Here is a 22725-nt window from a genome sequence, read left to right as displayed (position 1 = left end):
TATGAGCGACCGCATCCTGTTCCACCTCGACGACGAACTCGTCGAAGCCCACGCCGGTGAGACGATCTGGCAGGTCGCCAACCGCCTGGGCACCGAGATCCCGCATCTCTGCTACGCCGACGAGCCGGGCTACCGCGCGGACGGCAACTGCCGGGCCTGCATGGTCGAGATCGACGGCGAGCGCGCCATGTCGGCCTCCTGCGTGCGCCACCCGACGCCGGGCATGCGCGTCCGCTCGGCCAGCGAGAACGCCAAGTTCGCCCGCAAGATGGTCATCGAGATGCTGGTCGCCGACCAGCCGAAGCGGGAGGAGGCCCACGACCCCGACAGCAAGTTCTGGCGCTGGGCCGACCGCCTCGAGGTCTCGGACAGCCGCTTCCCCAGCCGGGAATGCGCGCCGAAGCCCGACTTCAGCCACCCGGCCATGGCGGTGCAGCTCGACGCCTGCATCCAGTGCAACCTGTGCGTCCGCGCCTGCCGCGAGGTCCAGGTCAACGACGTCATCGGCATGGCGCTGCGCGGCCACAAGGAGACGATCGTCTTCGACTTCGCCGACCCGATGGGCGACAGCACCTGTGTCGCCTGCGGCGAGTGCGTCCAGGCCTGCCCGACCGGCGCGCTGATGCCGAAGACCCAGGTGGACCTGAACAGCGGCGTCTTCGCCGCCGCCCCGGACCGCAAGGTGGACAGCGTCTGCCCCTATTGCGGCGTCGGTTGCCAGCTCACCTACAACATCAAGGACGAGAAGCTGCTGTCGGTGACGGGCGGCGACGGTCCTGCCAACAAGAACCGGCTGTGCGTGAAGGGCCGCTTCGGCTTCGACTACATCCACCACCCGCACCGCCTGACCAAGCCGCTGATCCGCAAGGAGGGCGTGTCCAAGCACGACGTGGACATCGACCCGCTCAACCCGCTGACCCACTTCCGCGAGGCGAGCTGGGAGGAGGCCCTGGAGGTCGCCACCGCCGGTCTGCGCAAGATCCGCGACGAGCGGGGCGGCTCGGCTCTCGCCGGCTTCGGCTCGGCCAAGGGCTCCAACGAGGAAGCCTACCTGTTCCAGAAGCTGGTGCGCGTCGGCTTCGGCACCAACAACGTCGACCATTGCACCCGCCTGTGCCACGCCTCCTCGGTGGCGGCGCTGATCGAGGGCATCGGGTCGGGCGCGGTGACGGCCCCATTCATGGCGGCCAAGGACGCCGAGGTGATCGTCGTCATCGGCTCCAACCCGACGGAGAACCACCCGGTCGCCGCGACCTTCTTCAAGAACGCTGCCAAGCGCGGCGCCAAGCTGGTCATCATGGACCCGCGCGGTCAGGTGCTGAAGCGCCACGCCAGCCACATGCTGCAGTTCAAGCCGGGCCGCGACGTGCCGATGCTGAACGCCATGCTGAACGTCATCATCAGCGAGGGGCTGTACGACGAGCGGTATGTGGCGGAGCACACCCAGGACTTCGAGGAGCTGCGCGCCCATATCGCCAGCTTCACCCCGGAGGCCATGGAACCGGTCTGCGGCATCCCGGCGGAGCAGCTCCGCGAGGTCGCGCGCCTCTACGCCACCTCCAAGGGCTCGATCATCTTCTGGGGCATGGGCGTGTCGCAGCACACCCACGGCACCGACAACGTGCGCTGCCTGATCGCCCTGTCGCTGGTCACCGGCCAGATCGGGCGCCCCGGCACCGGCCTGCACCCGCTGCGCGGCCAGAACAACGTCCAGGGCGCCTCCGACGCTGGCCTGATCCCGATGATGTTCCCGGATTACCGTCCGGTGGACGATCCCGAGGTCCACGCCTTCTACGAGGATTTCTGGGACACCAAGCTGGACTCCAAGCGCGGCCTGACCGTCGTGGAGATCATGGACGCGATCCACGCCGGCTCGCTGAACGGCATGTACGTGATGGGCGAGAACCCGGCCATGTCCGATCCGGACGTGGAGCACGCCCGCGACGCGCTCGCCAAGCTCGACCATCTGGTGGTGCAGGACCTGTTCCTGACCGAGACGGCCAAATACGCCGACGTGGTGCTGCCCGCCTCGGCCTGGCCGGAGAAGACCGGGACGGTGACCAACACCAACCGCCAGGTCCAGCTCGGCCGCCAGGCCCTGCCGCCGCCCGGCGAGGCCCGGCAGGATCTGTGGATCGTCAACGCCATGGCCCGCGGCCTGGGTCTGGACTGGAATTACGAGCACCCGCGCGACGTGTTCCGGGAGATGAAGGGGGCGATGCCGTCGCTCGACAACATCACCTGGGAGCGGCTGGAGCGCGAGCGCTCGGTGACCTACCCCAGCCTGTCCGCGGACGATCCGGGCCAGGAGATCGTGTTCGGCGACGGCTTCCCCACGGCCACCGGCCGCGGGCGTCTGGTCCCCGCCGACGTGATCCCGCCGGCGGAGGAGCCGGACGCGGAGTTCCCGATGGTGCTGACCACCGGGCGCCAGCTTGAGCATTGGCACACCGGTTCGATGACCCGGCGCGCCCAGGTTCTGGACGATCTGGAGCCGGAGGCGGTGGCCTACATGAGCCCGGCGGACCTGCGGCGGATGGGTGCCAAGGGCGGCGACCGCATGAAGGTCACCACCCGGCGCGGCACCATCGAGCTGAAGGCGCGGTCGGACTACAACGTCCCGTCCGGGCTGGTGTTCGTGCCCTTCTGCTACGCCGAGGCGGCGGCCAACGTGCTGACCAACCCGAAGCTGGACCCCTACGGGAAGATTCCCGAGTTCAAGTTCGCCGCGGCCCGCATCGAGCCGGCGGCATAGCCAACCGGCGGCCCCCGCTCCCCGCAAGGGAGAACCGGGGGCCGCCACACCCGAGGACGACAACGGCGCGATGCAACAGCGCCGGACGATTTCGAGAGGGATGGGACGATGAAGACGCAAGCGCTGATGATGGCACCCCCGGCCCTGCGGGCCGAAGGCCGCGCGGAAACCGTGGACCGTGCGGCGAAGGGCAATCTCGTGCAGTCGCTGTCGCGGGCACTGAGCATCATGACCATCCTCGGCCAGTCGGACAGCCCGATGAGCCTGACCGCGGTGGCCGAAGCGGCGCATCTCTCGCCCTCCACGGCGCACCGTCTGCTGACCACCCTGCAGGAGGAGCGTTACGTGCGCTTCGACCAGGGCAAGCGCGGCTGGGCGGTCGGGGTGCAGGCCTACATGACCGGCACCGGCTTCCTGAAGACGCGCAGCCTGCTCGACGTCGCCCGCCCGCGGATGCGCCGGCTGATGGAGGAGACCAGCGAGGTCGTCAATCTGGCCGTTGAGGAGAACGGCGAGGCCATTTATCTGCACCGGGTCGGCGGCCCGCGCGTCGCCCAGGCGGCGCTTCCCGTCACCGACCGCACGCTGCTGCACTGTTCCGCCGTCGGCAAGGCGCTGCTCGCCGGCATGCCCGACACGCGGGTGCAGAGCATCGTGACCCAGCGCGGCATGCGCCAGTTCACCCGGACCACCGTGTCGTCGATCCCGGCGCTGCACCGGGAGCTGATCCTGACGCGCGACCGCGGCTACGCCGTGGACCAGGAGGAGCGGGTCAGCGGCCTGCACTGTGTCGCCGCGGCGATCTATGACGAGCAGGCCCGCGTCATCGGTGCCCTGTCGCTGTCGAGCACCAACCGGCGCCTGGACGACGCCCGCGTCGTGGCCTTCGGTGAGATGGTCAAGCGCACCGCCGCGGCGGTGACCGCCGAGATCGGCGGGCGTTTCCCGACCTGATCCCTGGGCCTGATCCCTGGGCCTGATCCGGAACACCCTTACGGAATTCGAATTCGCGCCGGCCGGGAGGCGCGATCCGCCCCGATCCGCAAATCCTTCGGATTGGGTTGGGGCGGCTGTTACCCCGGTTTTCCTTCCTGTCACGTAGTGCTGCCCTGAAGAAACTGACCGCGCCCGCAACGGCGCGGTCTTTTTTTTGGAAAAACACTTTGTTTCCGCAATGTGGAAACTTGAGATTCCTTGTTGCGTCCCGGCGAAGACTCGGGCATCATTCTTCTTACACAGGGTTCATCACCCTTTGTATCGGGCGGGTTGTTGCTCCGCATTATATGCGAGCCTCTCGGATACTGGCCGTGCTGGAAACAGCACGGCCTTTTTATTGCCGGGACGGCGCCGGACGGGGAGGCCATGCTGCAGTGCGGCAAAACAGCGCGGATGTCACCGCGGATCGAGCAGGCGCGGTCCGGGACCGTCCTCCGACAGCTCGTCCCAGGGGTTGCGCAGCGGGCATTCGCCGAGCGACAGGCAGCCGCAGCCGATGCACCCCTCCAGCCCGTCGCGCAGCTTGGTGAGCACGGCGATGCGCTCGTCCAGGTCCGCTTTCCAGGCCGCGGACAAGCGTTTCCAGTCCTCTGCGGTGGGGGTGCGGCCGTCCGGCAGGGTCTTCAGCGCCTGCGCGATGGTGGCCAGGGGAACGCCCAGGCGCTGGGCCACCTTGATGACGGCGATGCGCCGGAGCACGTCGCGGGGGAAGCGGCGCTGGTTGCCGCTGCTCCGCCAACTTGCGATCAGCCCCTTTGATTCGTAGAAGTGGATGGTGGACACTGCCACACCGGAGCGTTCCGCGACCTCGCCCACGGAAAGGTCCTTGTCCATGTCCGCGGGATCGAGAATCGCCATCGCCGGGCCTCCCCTGGGGTTCGGAACCTCTTGACCTCAAGTGAAGTTGAGGTCGTATCGAGAGAGAGTCAACAGCGCGCCGCATCGAGGGTAGCCGATGATTTCACCAACCTCCGTCGACTGGACTTCGCTCAACACCCTGCGCGCCACGCCGGGGCCGGAGGTGACGGCTCTGCCGGCCTCGTTCCTGACGATCACCAAGGCCGCGAACCTGAAGCCGGCCATCGTCCGCCCGGTGCTGGACGGGCTGCTGCGCCAGGGCTTCGTGCGCGAGTACGAGACCCAGTACGGGAAGGCCTACGCCCGCACGCCGGAGGGCAACCAGCGCATCCGTGAAGTGAGGGAGTGGCTGCGCTGAAAGCGCCCTCTCTCCCTGGAGAGAGCGGGCCCTGGAGAGAGCGGGGCGCCGGGCGCACAAAAAGGAACGGCGCCCCTTTTGGGGGCGCCGTCTTCGCGAGGTGTGCCGTCAGACTGTCGGGAAGCGATCAGACAACCTTGTTGGCGTGCAGCTCGGCGATCTGCTGCGGGGTGTAGCCGAGGCTGGCCAGAACCTCGTCGGAGTGCTCGCCGAGCAGCGGCGATCCGGTCACTTCGACGGTCATGTCGGAGAACTTGATCGGGCTGCCGACGGTCAGGTACTTGCCGCGGGCCTTGTGGTCGACCTCGACGATCGTGCCGCTCTTGCGGAGCGACGGGCATTCGGCGATTTCCTTCATGGTCAGCACCGGGGCGCACGGGATGTCGAACTTGCGCAGGATGTCGACCGCCTCGTACTTCGTCTTGTCGGCCAGCCAGCCTTCGATGAAGGCGAAGATGTCGAAGATCTTGTCCTGACGCGCCTGGGCGGTGTTGTAGGCCGGATCGTCGATCCACTCCGGCTTGCCGAGAGCCTTACAAATCGGCGCCCAGGCATGGCCCTGGATGGTGAAGTAGATGTAGGCGTTCGGATCGGTCTCGGCGCCCTTGCACTTCAGGACCCAGCCCGGCTGACCGCCGCCGCCGGCGTTGCCGCCGCGCGGAACCACGTCGGAGAACTCGCCGTGCGGGTACTGCGGGTACTCTTCCAGGTAGCCGACGCGGTCGAGACGCTGCTGGTCGCGCAGCTTGACGCGGCAGAGGTTGATGACCGAGTCCTGCATCGACACGGCGACCTTCTGGCCCTTGCCGGTCTTCGAACGGCCCATGAGGGCGGTCAGGATGCCGATGGCGAGGTGCATGCCGGTGTTGCTGTCGCCGAGAGCGGCGGCGCTGACGGTCGGCGGGCCATCCCAGAAACCGGTGGTCGAAGCCGCACCGCCGGCGCACTGGGCGACGTTCTCGTAGACCTTCAGGTCCTCGTAATGGTGGCCGTCGCTGAAGCCCTTCACCGAGGCGACGATCATGCCCGGGTTCAGCTCGTTGATGCGCTCCCAGGTGAAGCCCATGCGGTCGAGCGCGCCCGGCCCGAAGTTCTCCACGAGGACGTCGGACTCCTTGATCAGCTTCTCAAGGATTTCCTTGCCCTGCGGGGTCTTGGTGTCCAGCGTCAGCGAGCGCTTGTTGCTGTTCAGCATCGTGAAGTAGAGCGCGTCCGCTTCGGGAATGTCACGGAGCTGGTTGCGGGTGACGTCGCCGGAACCCGGCCGCTCCACCTTGATGACGTCCGCGCCGTACCAGGCGAGGAGCTGCGTGCAGGCGGGGCCGGCCTGAACGTGGGTGAAGTCGATGATCTTGATTCCTTCGAGCGGCTTGCTCATGGCTCGTTTACTCCCTCTCACTTATTGCGATGCCGTTGTTGAGCACTGGACAACACGGACAAACTGGCGGGATGGGTTGTGGGTTACGGACTTGCGGACTCCAACTCCGACAGGCGTCGGCGGAGCTTGCGCTCCTCGGCCCAGCGGCTGCTCTCGTCGCGGATGATGGCGACGATTCCGGTCACCGTGCCGTCCGGCGCGGTCAGCAGGGCGACCGTGAAGGCGATGGACAGGGCGTGCCCGTCCTTGTGCAGGGCCGGGACGCGCAGCACATCGCTGCCGTAGCGCGTCTGGCCCGTGCGCATGGTATTGGCGTAGCCGTCCCAATGGCGCTGGCGCTGGCGTTCCGGGATGATGATGTCGAGCGATTGCCCCAGCGCTTCGCCTTCCGCGAAGCCGAACATCCGCTCGGCCGCCGGATTCCACAGAGTGATGGCGCCCTGTGCGTCGGACACGACGATCGCGTCCCCGGCGGCCATGACCAGCTGTGCGAAATCGACTGTTGCGCTCATGAAAGCATTCGCTCCGACACCGGACCCGAAACCTTCGGGCACCGTCATGTTTTCTTCAAAACACGCCCGCGCCGTTGGTTTTGCACTTCGTTTCCGAAGCGCGATGGGATGTGAGATACCGTATACCAGATGCGAAATGCCTGGCAAGCTCTTTTGTGCGTTAGGCGAACTAATCGCCCTTCGGACCTTTCGCGGCAAATGCCGAAGAATGGGAGAGGGGGCGGCCCGATGCGCGCATCCCGGTCCGATCCGGCACCGGGGCACCGCCATGAAGCCTCCGGTATAAAACCGGCACCCGCCTCGTCCGCGGCGGATGGAGGGGGCGGCGGGCGCTCGCCACCGTTGAGCCGGCGGATGATCCGTAGCCGGCAGATATGGCCGTTCGGTTTCCGCTGTGCCAAGATGGCCGACCGCCCCTGATCCGGGGTGGCGGCTCGGACAGGGTAGGGGCATGACGGGGCGTTTCAGAACCAAGATCATCATCGGCATGACCGCTGTCCTGGCCGTGGGAGCGGCGGCGGTCACCTCGGTTTCCCTGTTCCTGTCGCGCGACGCCGCGGAGCGGGCGGTCACGACCCTGGTGGCCGAAACCGCCGACCATCACGGCGCGCGGGTGGCCGCCGACATCTCCGCCGCCCTGGCCGACGCCCGTTCCGCCGCCGCGCTGGCGGAGGTGGAGCGCTCCACCGGCACTCCGCGCCGCGAGACGGTCAACCGCTACCTCAACCGCCTGATGGCGGTCGGCCCGCTCTACGCCGGGGTGTGGGTGGACATGGCTGACGACGGGTTCGACGGGCGCGACCGCGAAGTCGCCGGGATGGACCGCGCCGGCGAGATCCTGGGGCTGCCCGGCACCGGGCGGATGAGCCTGCTGTGGCTGCCCGGCCCCAAGGCCGACGACAGCGAGGGCTATCCCTTCTCCGATGTGAAGGAGAAGGAGTATTACCGGGCCGCCGCCGCGGCCGGGAAGCCGGTTCTGACCGAACCCTATCTGGACGATCTGACCAAGACGCTGATGACCAGCGCCGCAGCGCCGGTGAAGGACGGCGACCGGGTGATCGGCGTCGCCGGCGTCGACCTGACGCTGAGCGGACTGACCGATCTGGTCCGCCGGGTGAAGCCCTACGGCGACGGCCACGCGGCGGTGCTCACCGGCGCCGGGGTCTATGTGGCCCATCCCGACGCCGGCCGCCTGTCCCATCCCGCCGACGACCTGCCGGAGGAGGCGCGCCGCGCCATCGCCGAAGGGCGGGCCTACGACGGCGTCGTCACGCTCGGCGGTGCCCCCTATTACCTGCGCCTGTCGCCGGTGCGCTTCACCGGAGCCGACGGCGCATGGTCGTTCCTGGTCGCCGCGCCGCAGGCCAGCGTGATGGCCGACGCCAACCGGCTGACCCTGCTGACCGTCCTGGTCGGGGTGGGCTGCATCCTGCTCGGCGGTCTGGTGGCGTGGCGGGTGGGCGACGGCATCGCCCGGCCGATCGCCGGGCTGACCGTCACCATGGACCGGCTGGCCGCCGGCGATCTGGACGCCGCCATTCCCGGCGCCGACCGCAGCGACGAGGCGGGCGCCATGGCCCGTGCGGTCGGGGTGTTCAAGCAGGGGCTGGTCCAGGCCCGCGACCTGGGCCGCCAGCAGGAGGCGGAATGGCGCGCCAGGGAGGCGCGGACCGCCACCCTGCTCGACCTGCAGCGCGGGTTCGAGGAGCGGGCGGGCGGCCTGACCGGGGCGCTGGCCTCGGCCGCGCAGCAGCTCGAATCCACCGCCCGCGCCCTCACCGGCATCGCCGAGCAGACACACGGCCGGTCGGAGCGGATGACGCTCTCCGCCCATTCCGCCGCGGACAACGTGCAGACCGCCGCCGCCGCGACCGAGGAGCTGTCGGCCTCGGTGGAGGAGATCGGGCAGCAGGTGGGCGAGTCCGCCCGCATCGCCGAGGCGGCGGTGGCCGATGTGAAGCGCGCCGACTCGGCGGTCGTCGTGCTGGCCGACAGCGCGGAGCGGATCGGCGCCGTCGTCGGCCTGATCAACGACATCGCCGGCCAGACCAACCTGCTGGCGCTCAACGCCACCATCGAGGCGGCCCGTGCGGGCGAGGCCGGAAAGGGCTTCGCGGTGGTCGCCGGAGAGGTCAAGAGCCTGGCCAACCAGACCGCCCGCGCGACCGAGGACATCGTCGGCCAGATCAAGGGCATCCGCGACGCGACGGGCGAGGCGGTGGAGGCGGTGCGCAGCATCAGCCAGACCATCGCCCAGGTCAGCCGCATCGCGTCCGGCATCGCCGCGGCGGTGGACCAGCAGTCCGCCGCCACCCGCGACATCGCCCGCAGCGTCCTGCAGGCCGCCGACGGCGCCCGCGAGGTCAGCGGCGGCATGGGCGAGATCCGGGCCGGGGCGGGCGATACGGGCGCTGCCGCTGACCAGCTCCTCGCCGCCGCCGCCGGGGTGGCCGGTCAGTCCAAGGAACTGGCCCGCGAAATCGACCGCTTCATCGCCGGGGTCCACAAGGCTTGATCCGCGGGTTCTTCCCTCTCCCCGGGTGGGAGAGGGAAGGATTGCGGGACGTTACCTCGCCTGTGCCGTGGGCAGGGTGAAGGACACCGACTCCGGGCGGCCCGGCAGGGAGAGCTGGGCCTCCACCGGGGCGCAGCGGCTGACGACGGCGCCGCGGCGCAGGACGAACAGGCGGGTGGCGCGGGTGCGGATCGCCTCCACCGGGTCGGCGGCCTGGAGCACCACCAGATCGGCGTGGCAGCCCACCTCCAGCCCGTAGCCGTCGAGGTGCAGCAGCTTGGCCGGCGCCTCGGTCACCGCGCGGAAGCAGGCGAGCATCCCGTCATAGCCGGTCATCTGCCCGACATGCAGGCCCATGTGCGCGACCTCCAGCATGTCGCCGGAGCCGAGCGGGTACCAGGGGTCCATCACGCAGTCGTGGCCCAGCGCGACGGTCAGGCCGGCGCCCATCAGCTCCGGCACGCGGGTCATGCCGCGGCGCTTGGGGTAGCTGTCGTGGCGGCCCTGGAGCGTGATGTTGATGAGCGGGTTGGCAATGACGCCGAGGTTCGCCTCGACCATCAGCGGGATCAGCTTGGAGACATAGTAGTTGTCCATGGAATGCATGGAGGTGAGGTGCGAGCCGGTCACCCGGCCCTGCATCCCCAACCGCTGCGTCTCGTAGACCAGCGTCTCAACATGGCGGGACAGCGGGTCGTCGGACTCGTCGCAATGCATGTCCACCAGCAGCCCGCGCTCCGCCGCGATCTCGCAGAGCAGCTTCACGGAGGCCGCACCGTCGGCCATCGTCCGCTCGAAATGCGGGATGCCGCCGACCACGTCCACGCCCATGTCGAGCGCGCGCTTCAAAAGCTCCAGCGCGCCGGGGGAGCGCAGGACGCCATCCTGCGGAAAGGCGACCAGTTGCAGGTCGAGGTAGGGGGCGACCCGCCGCTTGACCTCCAGCAGCGATTCCACGGCCAGCAGGCGCGGGTCGCAAATGTCCACATGGCTGCGGATCGCCAGCAGGCCGCGCGCCACCGCCCAGTCGCAATAGGCCAGCGCCCGCTCGACGATGGCGTCCTGGACGAGTTGCGGCTTCAGCTCCCCCCACAGCGCGATGCCCTCCAGCAGCGTGCCGGAGCGGTTGACCCGCGGCAGGCCGTAGCTGAGCGTGGAGTCCATGTGGAAGTGCGAATCGACGAAGGGCGGCGTGACCAGCCGGCCCGCGGCGTCGATCTCCTCTCCGGCCGGACCGGGCAGGTCCTTCTCCACGGCGGCGATGCGGCCCTCGCGGACGCCGATGTCCATGCCGGTGCGGCCGTCAGGCAGCGTGGCGCGGCGCAGGATCAGATCGAACATCAGCGTTCTCCTTTGCGGTACGGGATCATCAGCGCCCGCGGGTAGGAGGCGCGGCGCGCCACCAGCACCAGCGCCAGGATGCTCAACAGGTAGGGCATCATCAGGAACAGCTGGTAGGGCAGGACGCCCCCCGCCACCTGTTGAAGCCGCAATTGCAGCGCGTCGAAGGCGGCGAACAGCACCGCGCCCAGCAGTGCCTTGCCGGGCCTCCAGGAGGCGAAGACGACCAGCGCGATGCAGATCCAGCCGCGCCCGTTGACCATGTTGAAGAAGAAGGCGTTGAAGGCCGACAGGGTGAGGAAGGCCCCGGCCAGCGCCATCAGCGCGCTTCCCGCCACCACCGCGCCGATGCGCACCGCGGTGACGCTCAGGCCCTGGGCCTCCGCCGCCGCCGGATTCTCGCCGACCATGCGCACCGCCAGCCCGACCGGCGTGCGGTAGAGGACGTAGGCGACCACGGCGACGAGGATCAGCGCCATGTAGGTCATCGGCGTCTGCGCCAGCGCGCCGGGCAGGTCCAGCGGCTGGAACGGCTCGATGGTCGGCGGGGTGCTCGCCTGCGGCAGGACGAGGCGGTAGACGAAGTAGGACAGGCTGGTGCCGAGCAGCGTGACGCCGATGCCCGCCACATGCTGAGACAGGCCCAGCGGCACCGTCAGGGTGGCGTGCAGCAGCCCCATCAGCCCGCCGCACAGCGCCGCCACCAGCACGCCGGTCCACAGGTCGGCGCCCTGGTAGACGGCCATCCAGCCGGCCATGGCGCCCATCGTCATGATGCCCTCGATGCCGAGGTTCAGCACGCCCGCTCGCTCGCACAGCAGCTCGCCCAGCGTGCCCAGGATGTAGGGGGTGGCGATGCGCAGCACCGCCGTCCAGAAGGCGGCGGAGACCAGGATGTCGAGGATCGTTTGGAACAGCTCCATGGCGCTCACCCCCGCCGCAGCCGGTAGCGCGTCAGCAGCCCGGCGACCAGCATGCACAGCAGGCTGGTGGCAACGAGCACGTCGGCGATGTAGTTGGGCACCGGCATGGCGCGGCTCATGGCGTCGGCGCCGACGAAGATGCCGGCGATGAACACCGCCGCCCCGACCACGCCCACCGGGTGAAGCTGCGCCAGCATGGCGACGACGATTCCGCTGTAGCCGAAGCCCGGCGACAGGTCGAGTGTCAGGTAGCCCTTCAGCCCGCAAACCTCGATCACGCCGGCCAGCCCTGCCAGCCCGCCGGACAGCAGGGCGGTGCGCAGCATGACGCGGGTCACCGGCATGCCGGCGAAGGCCGCGGCGCGCGGGTTGGCACCGACCGCCCGGTTCTCGTAGCCCCAGATGGTCCGGGTGTCGATCAGCCAGAGCAGGGCCGACAGGCCGAGCGCGACCAGCAGGCCGGTGTGCAGCCGCGTGCGCTCGACCAGCTTGGGCAGCTCGGCCGCCTCGACGACGGGGGCGGACTGCGGCCAGCCCATGCCCATGGGGTCCTTCAGCGCGCCCTCCAGCAGCATGGAGACGAGCAGCAGGACGATGAAGTTCAGCAGCAGCGTGGTGACCACCTCGTCCACGCCGAAGCGCACCTTCAGCACGGCGGGGCCGAGCAGCGTGACACCACCGGCGGCGGCCCCGGCGATCATCACGGTCGGCAGCAGCAGCCAGGCCGGCAGGTCGAGCAGGCCGCCGCCCAGCACGACGGCGGCGAGCGCGCCCATGTAGAGCTGCCCCTCCGCCCCGATGTTCCACAGCTTGGCGCGGAAGGCGACCGCGGCGGCGAGGCCGGTGAGGATCAACGGGGTGGCGCGGGTCAGCGTCTCGGTCAGGGCGAAGCGGGAGCCGGCGGCCCCCTCCAGCAGCAGGCCGTAGGCGCGCAGCACCGGCGCGCCGGTCCAGGCGACCAGCAGCGCACAGAGCGCCAGCGCCGCCGCCACCGCCGCCACGGGCGCCAGCAGGCGGGCGGCCAGCGGGGTATGCTCTCGCGGTTCAAGCCGCATCGACGATCTCCGGCAAAATCTCCCAATGCCCGGCCATCAGCAGGCCGAGCTGGCGGACCGACACGCGGCCGTGGGGCAAAACGGGGGTGAGGCGCCCGTGATAGGCGACGGTGATGCCGTCGGCCAGCGCCAGGATCTCGTCCAGATCCTCGGAGATCACCAGCACCCCGGCGCCGGCGGCGCGGGCCTCCAGCAGCCGCCCATGGACGTAGGACACGGCGCCGACGTCCAGCCCGCGGGTCGGCTGGCTCGCCAGGATCAGGTCCGGTCCGTGGGCCAGCGTGCGGCCCAGGATCAGCTTCTGCATGTTGCCGCCGGACAGCAGCTGCGTGCGGGCGTCCGGACCCGGACAGCGCACGTCGAACGCCGCGATCACCTCCTCGGCGTAGGCGCGGGCGGCCCCCCGGCGGATCAGGCCGAAGCGCTGGAAGGCCGGGTCGTGGTAGCGCTCGGCGATCAGGTTCTCCCACACCGCCATAGCCCCGACGAGGCCGGCGGCGTGGCGGTCCTCCGGGATGCGGGCGACGCCGCGCCGGACCATCTCCGCCGGGCTGGCGTTGCCGGCGGCTTCGCCCTTCAGCGTCATGGTGCCGGAGTCGGGGTGGATCAGGCCACTGACCAGCTCGGCCAGCGCGGTCTGCCCGTTGCCCGACACGCCGGCGATGCCGACGATCTGGCGGCGGCGCACCGTCAGGTCCACGCCGTCGAGCAGCGGGCGCCCGTGGCCGGAGGCGACGGTGACGCCGGACAGCGTCAGCACCGGCTCGCCCGGCTCCAGTGGGGTCGGGGTGGGCGGCTTCAGGGCGCGGCCGACCATCAGTTCGGCCAGCTCCTCGCGGTCGGTCTCGGCGGTCTTGCGGGTGGCGACGAGGCGCCCGCCGCGCAGCACGGCGACCGTGTCGCTGGCCGCGAAGACCTCATTCATCTTGTGGCTGATGAAGACCACGGCCAGACCGTCGGCGGTCAGGCGGCGCAGCGTGTCGAACAGGCTGGCGGATTCCTGCGGGGTCAGCACCGCGGTCGGCTCGTCCAGGATCAGGACGCGGGCGTCGCGGTAGAGCGCCTTCAGGATCTCGGCCCGCTGCCGCTCGCCCACCGTCAGGTCGCCGACCAGCGCGTCGGGCCGCACCTCCAGCCCGAAGCGGCGGGCGAGGTCGAGCAGCTTAGCCTTGGCGGCGGTGCGGTCGGAGCGCGGGCGCCACAGCGATTCCGTGCCCACGGCGATGTTGTCGAGCACCGACAGGTTGTCGGCGAGCGTGAAGTGCTGGTGGACCATGCCGATTCCGGCGGCCAGCGCCGCGCGGGGGGAGCCGGGGGGAAGCGGCTGACCGAACGCCTCGATGCTGCCCTCGTCGGCCACGTAATGGCCGAACAGGATGTTCATCAGGGTCGTCTTGCCGGCGCCGTTCTCGCCCAGCAGGGCCAGCACCTCGCCCTTGTGCAGCGTCAGCGAAATGGAATCGTTGGCGACGAGCGGCCCGAACCGCTTCGTGATGCCGGAGAGGCGGAGGACGATGGGGGGTGATGTCATGGATGTCCGCGGGGTGCCGGGGAGGCAACAAGAAATTCCCTTTCCCCTCTGGGGAGAGGGTTAGGGTGAGGGGGTTGTGCGTGGCGGTACATCCGGCACAAGCGCAACCCCCTCACCGGCCCTTCGGGCCACCCTCTCCCCAGAGGGGAGAGGGTTCGATGGCCTCCCTCACAGAAGGGAGAAGGAAATGTGGATCACATCGTCGACTTGGGCTCGTTGTCGTTCACCTTCACGGTGAACTTGCCGTCGAGGATCTCCTGCTCGCGGGCCTTCACCTTGGCCATCACGTCGGCGGGAACCTTGCCCTCGAAGGTGCCGAGCGGGGCGAGGCTGGAGCCCTTGTGGACCATCTGGCTGTAGGGGCCGTAATCCTCGGCCTTGTAATTGCCCGCCTTCACGGCGGCGATGGCGCGGTCGACCGACGGCTCCATGTGCCAGAGCGCGCTGGCGACCACGGTTTCCGGATACTGCGGCTGGGTGTTGATGACGTTGCCGATGGCCAGGACCTTGCGCTCCTTGGCGGCGTCGGACACGCCGAAGCGCTCGGCGTACATCACGTCGGCGCCGCGGTCGATCATCGCGAAGGCGGCTTCCTTGGCCTTCGGCGGGTCGAACCAGGAGCCGATGAAGCTGACCATGAACTTCACGTTCGGGTTCACCTCCTTGGCGCCCTCCATGAAGGCGTTCATCAGACGGTTCACCTCCGGGATCGGGTAGCCGCCGACCATGCCGATGACGTTCGACTTGGACACCGCACCCGCGATCATGCCGGTCAGATAGGCCGGCTCCTGGATGTAGTTGTCGAAGACCGAGAAGTTCGGCTCCTGCGGCTTGAAGCTGGAGCCCATGACGAAGGCGGTCTTGGGATAGTCCTTGGCGACGGCGCGGGCCGCGCGCTCGACGCCGAAGACCTCGCCGAAGACGAGCTGCTGGCCGCCCTCGGCGTACTGGCGCATCACGCGCTCATAGTCGGTATTGGCGACCGACTCGGCCCAGACATACTCGATCTCGCCGCGGGCCTCGGCGGCCTTCAGGGCGGTGTGGATGCGGCTGACCCACTGCTGCTCGATCGGTACGGTGTAGATGCCGGCGACCTTGACCTTCGACTGGGCCCAGGCGGGCAGAGCCATCGCCGCGACGGCGACCGCCGCAGCACCGCACAGGACGGCGCGCCGCGCCACGCCAAATACGTTCCCCATGAAAACCCCCTCCGTCTGCTTTGCTGTTTCAGCTCAGAAATGCAGCAGAGGCGTTGCAACGGCAATGCCATTCCGTGCGCGTCAGCCCTGCTGCGGCTCTCACGGGTCGGCAGGGTGGCATGTGACCAAAAGGGCGGCAACGATTCTCAGCGGGTGCCGTAAAGCCGGTCGCCCGCGTCGCCCAGGCCGGGCAGGATGTAGCCGTTCTCGTCCAGCCGCTCGTCCACCGCGGCGGTGAAGACCGGCACGTCGGGGTGCGCGTCGTGGAAGGTGCGCAGGCCCTCCGGGGCGGCCACCAGCACCGCCAGCTTGATCGAGGCGGCACCCGCGTCCTTCAGCCGGTGCACCGCCGCGACCGCCGTGTGGCCGGTGGCGAGCATGGGGTCGACGAGGATGACCATCCGTTCCTCGATGTCCTCCGGCACCTTGAAGAAATACTCGACGGGGGTCAGCGTCTCCTGGTCGCGGTAGAGGCCGATGTGTCCGATGCGGGCCGAGGGCAGCAGGGTGCGCATCCCGTCGAGCAGCCCTTGCCCGGCCCGCAGGATGGAGACGAGGCACAGCTTCTTGCCGGTCAGCAGTGGCGCGTCGAAGGTTGCCAGCGGGGTTTCCACCGGGCGGTCCTCCAGGGGAAGGTCGCGCGTCAGCTCATAGCCCATCAGCTGCGACACCTCCCGCATCACCTCGTGGAACCGGGCGGTGGGGGTTTCCCGCCGCCGCAGAAGGGTCAGCTTGTGCTGGACCAGAGGATGGTCGATGACGGTGAGCGTCGGAATGGGCATGGGCGACCCTTCGGGTGGTTGGCGTCACATCAGAAGACGGTGCCGTCGCTGCGGATGCGGATCGGCGGGCCACCGCCGGGGCGGCGCTCGCGGGCGATCCGGCGCCCGGCGGTCCAGGTCCCGCCCTGGAGAACCTTGGCGAGCGGGAAGCTCTCCGCGGGCACGCCCAGCCGGGCGCGGACCTCGTCGGCGAGGCGGTCGAGCAGGGCGACGGTCAGGGCGCGCCACTCCACCACCGCCTCGTCCCCCACCTCCAACTCGTCGGTGAGGAGGCGCGGGTCCTTGGGCACCAGAACGCCGCTGTCCACCAGCAGCCCGCCGTTGCGGTATTCCGGCAGGCCGGTCAGCCGGTCCAGCCCGGTAACGGCGATGCCGGCGCCTTCCAGCGGCTCGACCAGCGAGTAGCTGAGCCATTGCGACAGCTTGTGGAAGGGGACGAGGCCGACCGCCGAGTGAGTCCAGCTGTCGCCGAGATTGACGCCGCCGCGCTCGATCCGGCCCGGCCAGATCGGCCCCAACCCGCGCAGCACCGCGTCGAGGATGGCGGAGGCGGGAAGCGTGCCGTCCACGGCCTGCGCCTTCAGCGCGTCGTAGAGGGTGCCGACCCGCCCCGGCGTGCCGAACAGGTCGGGTGCGGCAGTCAGCGCGCTCCCCAGCCGGCGCAGCAGGCCCGCGCGCCCCTCCAGCCCGACCAGCGGGTTGTCCGGCCCGGCCTGGAAGCCGCGAGCAAGTGTTTCCCCGCTCATGGCGGCCAGTGCCGCCGCGTCGGCGCGCAGCGGGGCGTGGACCGAATCGTCGGCGAGGCCGCCGGAGCGGAACAGGTCGAAGCTGGCGATGGCCAGCCCTTCGGAGCGGGCCAGTTCCACCCCCGCCGCGTCGCGGTAGCGCCAGCGGTCGCCGGCCCCGGCGTCGAGCAGCACGCTGGTCACCGCGAGGTCGAAGCGGATGCGCGCGATCTCGTCGGCGTCCGCCCTCAGCCCGGCGGCAAGCGCCGCCCAGCGGTCCTCGCCCTCCACCACGAAGTGCCGCCAGCGGCTGTGGTAGGGAACATCCAGGTCCGGGTAGGACTCCCGTGTCACCGCGGCGACCAGGGCGGCGGCCTCGGCCAGCCGGTCCGGGCGAAACGCGAAATGGGCGAGATCGCCGCGCTCGGCCTTCGCCAGGATCGCGTGGGCACGCTGGCGCACCGCGTCGGCGGAGAGCAGCCACCCCACATCATCGTCGCTGACGGCGCTCAATCGGTCAGCCCCCGGCCCTTGGCGACGGTCAGTTCCTCCGCGGTCGGCACGGCGGGGGTGAAGTAGCCGGCGGCCTTCTTGGCGTCCATCTCCACCTTGGCGTCGTCGGGGATCAGCTCGTCCGGGATCGGGATCTGCTCGACGATCTCGATCCCGGCGCGGCGGATGGCGTCGGACTTCATGTTGCTCATCGACACCATGCGGTCGATGCGGGTGACGCCCAGCCAGTGGAAGACGTCGGGCATCAGCTCCTGGAAGCGCATGTCCTGGACGCCGGCCACGCATTCCGTCCGCTCGAAATAGGCCTCCGCGCGGTCGCCGCCGGGCTGCCGCTTGCGCGCGTTGTAGACCAGGAACTTGGTCACCTCGCCGAGCGCGCGCCCCTCCTTGCGGTTGTAGATGACCAAGCCGGCGCCGTTCTCCTGGGCGGTGCGGATGCACTCCTCGACGCCGTGGGTCAGGTAGGGGCGGCAGGTGCAGATGTCGGAGCCGAAGACGTCCGACCCGTTGCACTCGTCATGGACCCGGCAGGCGACCTTGCGCGCCGGGTCGGTCAACGCCGCCACATCGCCCAGGATGTAGACGGTCAGCCCGTTGATCGGCGGCAGGAAGACCTTCAGGTCGGGGCGGGTCACCAGCTCCGGGAACATACTGCCGGTGTGCTCGAACAGGCCGCGGCGCAGCGCGCTCTCGGTGATGCCGAAGCGCTTGGCGATGCCAGGCAGGAACCACACCGGCTCGATGGCGACCTTGGTCACGCGGGCGTCGCCGCTCGGCAGCAGGATCTGGCCGTCCGCCGCCAGCCGCCCGGCGCGCATGGCGTCCACCAGCTCCGGCATCTTGATGCGCGCCTTGGTCACCGCGATGGTCGGGCGCACGTCGACGCCGCGCGCCAGATGATCGCCGAAGGCCTCGCTGACCATGTGGCCGAAGGGGTCGATGGAGACGATCTTCTCCGGGGCGCCCCATTGCGGGTGCGGGCCGATCGGTTCCGCCGGGGCGGTGTTGGTCAGGTCCGGCACGTGATAGGCGCTGAGCTGCCCCGCCGCGACAGCGAGCGCCCGGTAGACCGCGTAGCTGCCGGCGTGGGCGCCAATGGAATTGCGCTGCGCCGGGTCGGAGAGCGAGGCGACGACCGGCCCGCGCTCCGCGGCGGTGGGGGCGCCCCAGTGGACCGGGGTGTAGCGCGGCTTGGCGCCGCCGGTCGGGTGCGAGGCGAGCACGATGTGACGTTGCGGCTGGTTGCGGCGGCTTTCCATACGGACGCTCCCGATGCCATTCACCATGCGACAGTGTGACACAGTTTTGGCGCCTGCGAACACCAAATCGAATGGCCGCAACCTCTGACGTTCGTTCGGTTTTCGACCCGCGCTTTCCGCCGGGGGCACCACCTTCGGGGAATAAGGGGTGCCCGAAATTTGTCCCAGGGCGGATGGTTGGAGCCAGAGCTTTGGCGCACGATCTGCTGTTAGGATCGGGCCAACCGATCGCAGAAAAAGGATGCAGGGAATGTCCGTCCACTCAGGCGCGGGCCATTCAGGCGAAGGTGGTTTCGGCAAGCGCGAGCCTGGCAAGCGCGCCTGGAGCGTGGCGCTGGGAAGCTTGGTGCTGACCGTGGCGCTGGCCGCTCCGGCCATGGCCGACGACCACAAGCATTGGCGCAAGCACAAGCACAAGCATCACCACCGCGGCCACGGCCCCGTGGTGATTTACGAGCCGCCCCCGCCGGTCGTGGTGATGCGCCGTCCGCCGCCCGTCTATTACGCCCCGGCCCCGCGCGTGGTCTACGCACCGCCGCCGCCGGTCTATTACGCGCCCGCCCCGGGCCTCAGCGTGCAGATGAACATCCCGCTGCGCTGAGTCTGCCGTCCTGCGGAAGGCGGCCCGCAACCGGGCGCGCCTTTACCGCAGGGCCTTCATCGCAGGACTCGGCAGGGGTCCACGATCAGCATGTCCACCGGCTCGTCCTCGCCCTTGGCGGGCATGTCCTCGTGCTTGGGGATCAGCAGACAGCGCCCGTCCTGAAGCAGGACGGCCTTGACCCGGAACCACATCGTCTTCGGGTTGCTGCCGAAGGTGATTTCAAACGAATCTCCCGCCGCGATGCGCGCCGGCACCGGCACGTTGCCGTACTCGCGGCAGGTGTGGGTGAACACCCAGTTGCGGCACAATTTGAAAGTCGCCGACCCGTTGGTGGTCACCAGCGACACGCTCTGCCCCACGGCGGGGGCCGGGGACGCCTGAACCGGCGCGCCGGCAAGCGCGGTTGCCGAGGCCGTCGCCAAAGCCGCCGTCCAAAGCGCCGCCACCATCCTCATGCCCGTCATCATCCACCATCCGTCGTGACGCACAGTGTAGCACGCGCGGCTTCGCCCACGGGTTGACACTTCGGAAGAGCGGACTCCGTGCCGGCTCGCACCACGCTGTCCACACCGGGACGATCGGGGCATCCCGGATGTGAACGGGTTGGCCTTCCGCCTGTGACCAGACTGGGGCACGGGCGCCGAACGGTCCTGCGCGAGGGCGGCGGCGGTGCTCCCGGCGCGTCCCCGGCAAACCCAGAGCGGGCCTGCTGTTGCGTCGCCGCATCAGGCAAAGCCTGCGGCCGGCCGCTCCTATTTGCCACAAATGGTTAATTCATTTTAAAGGAATTGTTAGTATTTCGTTAACTATCTGGAGCCACGGTCTAGCCATCGAAACCGCAATGGAATAGACAAATGGCGACGACCTCCACTGGTTTGACCAAGTCCAAAATCGTCGTGAACGCCTATGGCACCTCTTCGGACGCTGTGAATCCTCACTTTCGTCTGATGATCGACGGCAAGGATGTTGGTCAGGCGTCGGTGGGCTCGGCCGAGCCGAAAGCCTATACATTCGACGTTGACGTTTCCTCTGGTCAGGCACACAAAGTCCAGGTTGTTTATGACAACGACGACGTGAACGCCGGGTCGAACCGCGACCTCGGCATCAAGTCCATCGTCATCAACGGCCACACGCTGAGCCCGACCGACGCGAGCTACGAGCGGCACGACGATGCCGGCGGGACCATGGCCGGCCAGGAAGGCCTGTGGTGGAACGGGTCGCTGAACTTCTCCACCCCGGCGTCGCTCTACGGTGCCACGCCCGATACGGCCACTTCCGGCAGCACCCCCGCCGCGCCGGAGGCTGACAGCGTCGCCACGGGCGGCACCGGCTCCTCGACCATCACCATCAACGCCCGCGGCACCGCCGCGGCGGGCCAGAACGCGCACTTCACGGTGCTGGCGGACGGCAAGACGATCGGCGAGGGCACGGCCGGCACGGAGTCGAAGAACTTTTCCTTCAAGACCGATCTGGCCGCCGATCAGGCGCACAAGGTCCAGGTCCAGTACGACAACGATGCCACGGTGAACGGCCAGGACCGCAACCTGCATGTCGGCAGCGTGACCATCAACGGCCACGAATACGCCCCGACCGACTCCGCGGTCAGCTACGACAAGGGCGCGCTCGACGGCAAGGACGTCATCAAGGGGCAGGCCGATCTGTGGTGGAACGGCACGCTGGTGGTGGAGGCCGACAAGGGCCTGTTCACCTCCGGTTCCGCCTCCGCGCCCTCCACGACTCCGAGCACGACGCCGACCACGCCGACCGCCCCGGTGACCGCCCCCTCCACCGACAGCGGCACCGGGTCCAGCGGCGGCTACCTGCACACCGAGGGCAGCCAGATCGTCGACAGCGCCGGCAACAACGTGAAGCTGACCGGCGTCAATTGGTTCGGCGCGGAGGGTTATGCCTTCGCCCCGCAGGGCTTGTGGCAGGACAGCTACAAGAACATCATGAACCAGATGCAGGACCAGGGGTTCAACACCATCCGCCTGCCCTGGTCGGACGCCATGCTGGACAACGGCCGCATGCCGACCGGCATCGACTATTCGAAGAACCCGGAGCTTCAGGGCAAGACCAGCCTCGAGGTGTTCGACAAGATCATCGACTACGCCGATCAGACCGGCATGAAGATCATCCTCGACCACCACCGCTCCGGTGACGGCGCCTCGGCCAACGAGAACGGGCTCTGGTACACCAGCCAGTATCCGGAATCGAAGATGATCGAGAACTGGAAGATGCTGGCCCAGCGCTACGCCGACAACCCGTCGGTCGTCGCCGCCGACCTGCACAACGAGCCGCACGGCCAAGCCACCTGGGGCGACGGCAACCAGGCCACCGACTGGAAGGCCGCGGCGGAGCGCATCGGCAACGCCGTCCAGTCGGTCAACCCGAACTGGCTGCTGATCGTCGAGGGCGTCGAGAACTCGTCCGAGGGCACCTACTGGTGGGGCGGCAACCTGGACGGCGTGAAGACCAACCCGGTCGACTTCAACATCGACAACAAGCTGGTCTATTCCGTCCACGACTACCCGCCGTCGATGGCCGGCTTCGGCTGGTTCAACGACCCCAGCTATCCGAACAACATGAAGGACATCTGGACGGACGCCTGGGGCTGGATCGTCCAGAAAGACATCGCGCCGGTCCTGGTCGGCGAGTTCGGGACCAAGCTGGAGACCGGCCAGGACAAGCAGTGGCTCGACGCCATGGTCAAGTACATGGACGGCGACTACAACGGCGACGGCAAGTCCGATCTGGCGGCGGGCGACCAGGGCGTCAGCTTCACCTACTGGGCCTGGAGCCCCGGCTCGGGAGACACCGGCGGCATCATGACCGACGACTGGGCGGTGAACACGGCGAAGATGAACGCCATCGAGCCGGCCCTGTTCGACGGCACGATCGCCTGATCGTACGTTTCGTTCTTTGAAGGACAGGCTCGGCGCCGGACGATCTCCGGTGCCGAGCCTGTCCCGTTTTCAAGCGCCCCGCTTACGCTGAGGCCACTCCACGTGGGCGGAAAAGCGCCTCCGCCTCGGCCCGCGGGTCGCGGAAGAGGGTGGCCGGCTGTCCCGGACGCCCGCCGCCGGCCAGGATGGCGACCGTCTCGGCCAGCCACAGATAAGGCCCGCTGCGCCCGGCTTCGGGAAGGCGGGACAGGTCGCGCAGGTAATTGCCGACCGCCTGGGTCAGCGCCTGCTCGCCCGTGGCGCCCTGCACCCGTCCGGCGGCGGCGGCGAAGCGGCGGCGCTCCTCCGCATCCGTTTTCACCCGTTCCTCCACGGCCTTCAGAAGCGCCGCCCGGGTGCGGGGACCGTTCAGCAGGTTCAGAGCCATCACGACTGGATCGACCGGCCTCGCGGGGCGCGAAGCGGAGTCCCCCACCGTACGCCGCGGCTCGGCCCCGCGGCGCGTCGAATGTCCG

19 protein-coding genes are annotated in these 22725 nt (G+C 69.1%); 6 read left to right on the top strand and 13 right to left on the bottom strand.

Annotated elements, in window-relative coordinates:
- The first annotated feature begins 1 nt into the window (after position 1).
- Together fdhF and ACWPXE_RS29605 are read left to right on the top strand one after the other, a co-directional pair.
- A complete protein-coding gene (fdhF, locus tag ACWPXE_RS29610; RefSeq protein ID WP_174443849.1) occupies positions 2-2755 on the top strand; it encodes a formate dehydrogenase subunit alpha in 2754 nt (917 codons plus the stop codon).
- 108 nt (positions 2756-2863) lie between these two features.
- Positions 2864-3709, top strand: coding sequence for an IclR family transcriptional regulator (locus ACWPXE_RS29605; protein ID WP_454020692.1), 846 nt, complete (start codon positions 2864-2866; stop codon positions 3707-3709).
- Positions 3710-4147: 438 nt separating this feature from the next.
- Here ACWPXE_RS29605 and soxR read toward each other — a convergent pair whose 3' ends face one another.
- The gene (gene soxR, locus ACWPXE_RS29600) at positions 4148-4609 is read right to left on the bottom strand and encodes a redox-sensitive transcriptional activator SoxR (protein WP_014200107.1); all 462 of its coding nucleotides are present in this window, start codon (positions 4607-4609) and stop codon (positions 4148-4150) included.
- Between the two features lie 97 nt (positions 4610-4706).
- Here soxR and ACWPXE_RS29595 point away from each other — a divergent pair, with 97 nt between their 5' ends.
- Positions 4707-4967 carry a hypothetical protein gene (locus ACWPXE_RS29595; RefSeq protein ID WP_014200106.1) on the top strand — a complete coding sequence of 87 codons (261 nt, stop codon included), beginning with the start codon at positions 4707-4709 and terminating at the stop codon, positions 4965-4967.
- A 127-nt stretch (positions 4968-5094) separates the two neighbouring features.
- Here ACWPXE_RS29595 and frc read toward each other — a convergent pair whose 3' ends face one another.
- A complete protein-coding gene (frc, locus tag ACWPXE_RS29590; RefSeq protein WP_014200103.1) occupies positions 5095-6345 on the bottom strand; it encodes a formyl-CoA transferase in 1251 nt (416 codons plus the stop codon).
- 83 nt (positions 6346-6428) lie between these two features.
- Entirely contained in the window at positions 6429-6857 is a 429-nt protein-coding gene (locus ACWPXE_RS29585) for a PAS domain-containing protein (RefSeq protein ID WP_174439798.1), read from the bottom strand.
- Positions 6858-7308: 451 nt separating this feature from the next.
- On the opposite strand from ACWPXE_RS29585, the gene ACWPXE_RS29580 reads away from it, so the two are divergent.
- Positions 7309-9372 (top strand): methyl-accepting chemotaxis protein, encoded by a 2064-nt coding sequence (locus tag ACWPXE_RS29580; RefSeq protein ID WP_454020691.1) that lies wholly within the window; start codon positions 7309-7311, stop codon positions 9370-9372.
- 51 nt (positions 9373-9423) lie between these two features.
- Here the strand turns inward: ACWPXE_RS29580 and ACWPXE_RS29575 are convergent, their stop codons facing one another.
- From ACWPXE_RS29575 to ACWPXE_RS29540, 8 genes are all read right to left on the bottom strand, one after another.
- Positions 9424-10713 carry an amidohydrolase family protein gene (locus ACWPXE_RS29575; RefSeq protein ID WP_454020690.1) on the bottom strand — a complete coding sequence of 430 codons (1290 nt, stop codon included), beginning with the start codon at positions 10711-10713 and terminating at the stop codon, positions 9424-9426.
- A complete protein-coding gene (locus tag ACWPXE_RS29570; protein ID WP_145708446.1) occupies positions 10713-11636 on the bottom strand; it encodes an ABC transporter permease in 924 nt (307 codons plus the stop codon). Before ACWPXE_RS29570 ends, ACWPXE_RS29575 begins: the two co-directional genes overlap by 1 nt.
- Before the next feature lie 5 nt (positions 11637-11641).
- Positions 11642-12691 carry an ABC transporter permease gene (locus ACWPXE_RS29565; protein WP_454020689.1) on the bottom strand — a complete coding sequence of 350 codons (1050 nt, stop codon included), beginning with the start codon at positions 12689-12691 and terminating at the stop codon, positions 11642-11644.
- Positions 12681-14222: an ABC transporter ATP-binding protein gene (locus tag ACWPXE_RS29560; RefSeq protein ID WP_454020688.1), complete on the bottom strand. Its 1542-nt coding sequence runs from the start codon at positions 14220-14222 to the stop codon at positions 12681-12683. Before ACWPXE_RS29560 ends, ACWPXE_RS29565 begins: the two co-directional genes overlap by 11 nt.
- 194 nt (positions 14223-14416) lie before the next feature.
- The gene (locus tag ACWPXE_RS29555) at positions 14417-15421 is read right to left on the bottom strand and encodes a BMP family protein (RefSeq protein WP_454020687.1); all 1005 of its coding nucleotides are present in this window, start codon (positions 15419-15421) and stop codon (positions 14417-14419) included.
- 146 nt (positions 15422-15567) lie between these two features.
- Positions 15568-16203 carry a uracil phosphoribosyltransferase gene (gene upp / locus ACWPXE_RS29550; protein WP_454020686.1) on the bottom strand — a complete coding sequence of 212 codons (636 nt, stop codon included), beginning with the start codon at positions 16201-16203 and terminating at the stop codon, positions 15568-15570.
- Positions 16204-16232: 29 nt separating this feature from the next.
- A complete protein-coding gene (locus ACWPXE_RS29545) occupies positions 16233-17441 on the bottom strand; it encodes a DUF1688 family protein (RefSeq protein ID WP_454020685.1) in 1209 nt (402 codons plus the stop codon).
- Positions 17438-18700 carry a GTP cyclohydrolase II gene (locus ACWPXE_RS29540; protein ID WP_454020684.1) on the bottom strand — a complete coding sequence of 421 codons (1263 nt, stop codon included), beginning with the start codon at positions 18698-18700 and terminating at the stop codon, positions 17438-17440. Before ACWPXE_RS29540 ends, ACWPXE_RS29545 begins: the two co-directional genes overlap by 4 nt.
- Before the next feature lie 250 nt (positions 18701-18950).
- On the opposite strand from ACWPXE_RS29540, the gene ACWPXE_RS29535 reads away from it, so the two are divergent.
- Positions 18951-19301, top strand: a complete 351-nt coding sequence (locus ACWPXE_RS29535) for a hypothetical protein (protein WP_454020683.1) — start codon at positions 18951-18953, stop codon at positions 19299-19301.
- 56 nt (positions 19302-19357) lie between these two features.
- Here the strand turns inward: ACWPXE_RS29535 and ACWPXE_RS29530 are convergent, their stop codons facing one another.
- Entirely contained in the window at positions 19358-19768 is a 411-nt protein-coding gene (locus ACWPXE_RS29530; RefSeq protein ID WP_454020682.1) for a hypothetical protein, read from the bottom strand.
- 390 nt (positions 19769-20158) lie between these two features.
- Between ACWPXE_RS29530 and ACWPXE_RS29525 the strand changes: the two genes are divergently transcribed.
- On the top strand, positions 20159-22210 hold the full coding sequence (locus tag ACWPXE_RS29525) for a cellulase family glycosylhydrolase (RefSeq protein ID WP_454020681.1): 2052 nt from the start codon (positions 20159-20161) through the stop codon (positions 22208-22210).
- Positions 22211-22292: 82 nt separating this feature from the next.
- On the opposite strand, the gene ACWPXE_RS29520 is transcribed toward ACWPXE_RS29525, so the two are convergent.
- Entirely contained in the window at positions 22293-22637 is a 345-nt protein-coding gene (locus ACWPXE_RS29520; protein ID WP_454020680.1) for a hypothetical protein, read from the bottom strand.
- Between the last annotated feature and the right edge of the window lie 88 nt (positions 22638-22725).

The organism is Azospirillum sp. Marseille-Q6669, assembly GCF_965111635.1.
The sequence above is the reverse complement of the archived record's forward strand: the minus strand, read 5'-3'. Positions and strand labels throughout refer to the sequence as shown.

Excerpts from the sequence above, each read along its gene's own strand:
- fdhF (WP_174443849.1), top strand. The coding sequence starts at position 2 with ATGAGCGACCGCATCCTGTTCCACCTCGACGACGAACTCGTCGAAGCC.
- ACWPXE_RS29605 (WP_454020692.1), top strand. The coding sequence starts at position 2,864 with ATGAAGACGCAAGCGCTGATGATGGCACCCCCGGCCCTGCGGGCCGAA.
- soxR (WP_014200107.1), bottom strand. The coding sequence starts at position 4,609 with ATGGCGATTCTCGATCCCGCGGACATGGACAAGGACCTTTCCGTGGGC.
- ACWPXE_RS29595 (WP_014200106.1), top strand. The coding sequence starts at position 4,707 with ATGATTTCACCAACCTCCGTCGACTGGACTTCGCTCAACACCCTGCGC.
- frc (WP_014200103.1), bottom strand. The coding sequence starts at position 6,345 with ATGAGCAAGCCGCTCGAAGGAATCAAGATCATCGACTTCACCCACGTT.
- ACWPXE_RS29585 (WP_174439798.1), bottom strand. The coding sequence starts at position 6,857 with ATGAGCGCAACAGTCGATTTCGCACAGCTGGTCATGGCCGCCGGGGAC.
- ACWPXE_RS29580 (WP_454020691.1), top strand. The coding sequence starts at position 7,309 with ATGACGGGGCGTTTCAGAACCAAGATCATCATCGGCATGACCGCTGTC.
- ACWPXE_RS29575 (WP_454020690.1), bottom strand. The coding sequence starts at position 10,713 with ATGTTCGATCTGATCCTGCGCCGCGCCACGCTGCCTGACGGCCGCACC.
- ACWPXE_RS29570 (WP_145708446.1), bottom strand. The coding sequence starts at position 11,636 with ATGGAGCTGTTCCAAACGATCCTCGACATCCTGGTCTCCGCCGCCTTC.
- ACWPXE_RS29565 (WP_454020689.1), bottom strand. The coding sequence starts at position 12,691 with ATGCGGCTTGAACCGCGAGAGCATACCCCGCTGGCCGCCCGCCTGCTG.
- ACWPXE_RS29560 (WP_454020688.1), bottom strand. The coding sequence starts at position 14,222 with ATGACATCACCCCCCATCGTCCTCCGCCTCTCCGGCATCACGAAGCGG.
- ACWPXE_RS29555 (WP_454020687.1), bottom strand. The coding sequence starts at position 15,421 with ATGGGGAACGTATTTGGCGTGGCGCGGCGCGCCGTCCTGTGCGGTGCT.
- upp (WP_454020686.1), bottom strand. The coding sequence starts at position 16,203 with ATGCCCATTCCGACGCTCACCGTCATCGACCATCCTCTGGTCCAGCAC.
- ACWPXE_RS29540 (WP_454020684.1), bottom strand. The coding sequence starts at position 18,700 with ATGGAAAGCCGCCGCAACCAGCCGCAACGTCACATCGTGCTCGCCTCG.
- ACWPXE_RS29535 (WP_454020683.1), top strand. The coding sequence starts at position 18,951 with ATGTCCGTCCACTCAGGCGCGGGCCATTCAGGCGAAGGTGGTTTCGGC.
- ACWPXE_RS29530 (WP_454020682.1), bottom strand. The coding sequence starts at position 19,768 with ATGACGGGCATGAGGATGGTGGCGGCGCTTTGGACGGCGGCTTTGGCG.
- ACWPXE_RS29525 (WP_454020681.1), top strand. The coding sequence starts at position 20,159 with ATGGCGACGACCTCCACTGGTTTGACCAAGTCCAAAATCGTCGTGAAC.
- ACWPXE_RS29520 (WP_454020680.1), bottom strand. The coding sequence starts at position 22,637 with ATGGCTCTGAACCTGCTGAACGGTCCCCGCACCCGGGCGGCGCTTCTG.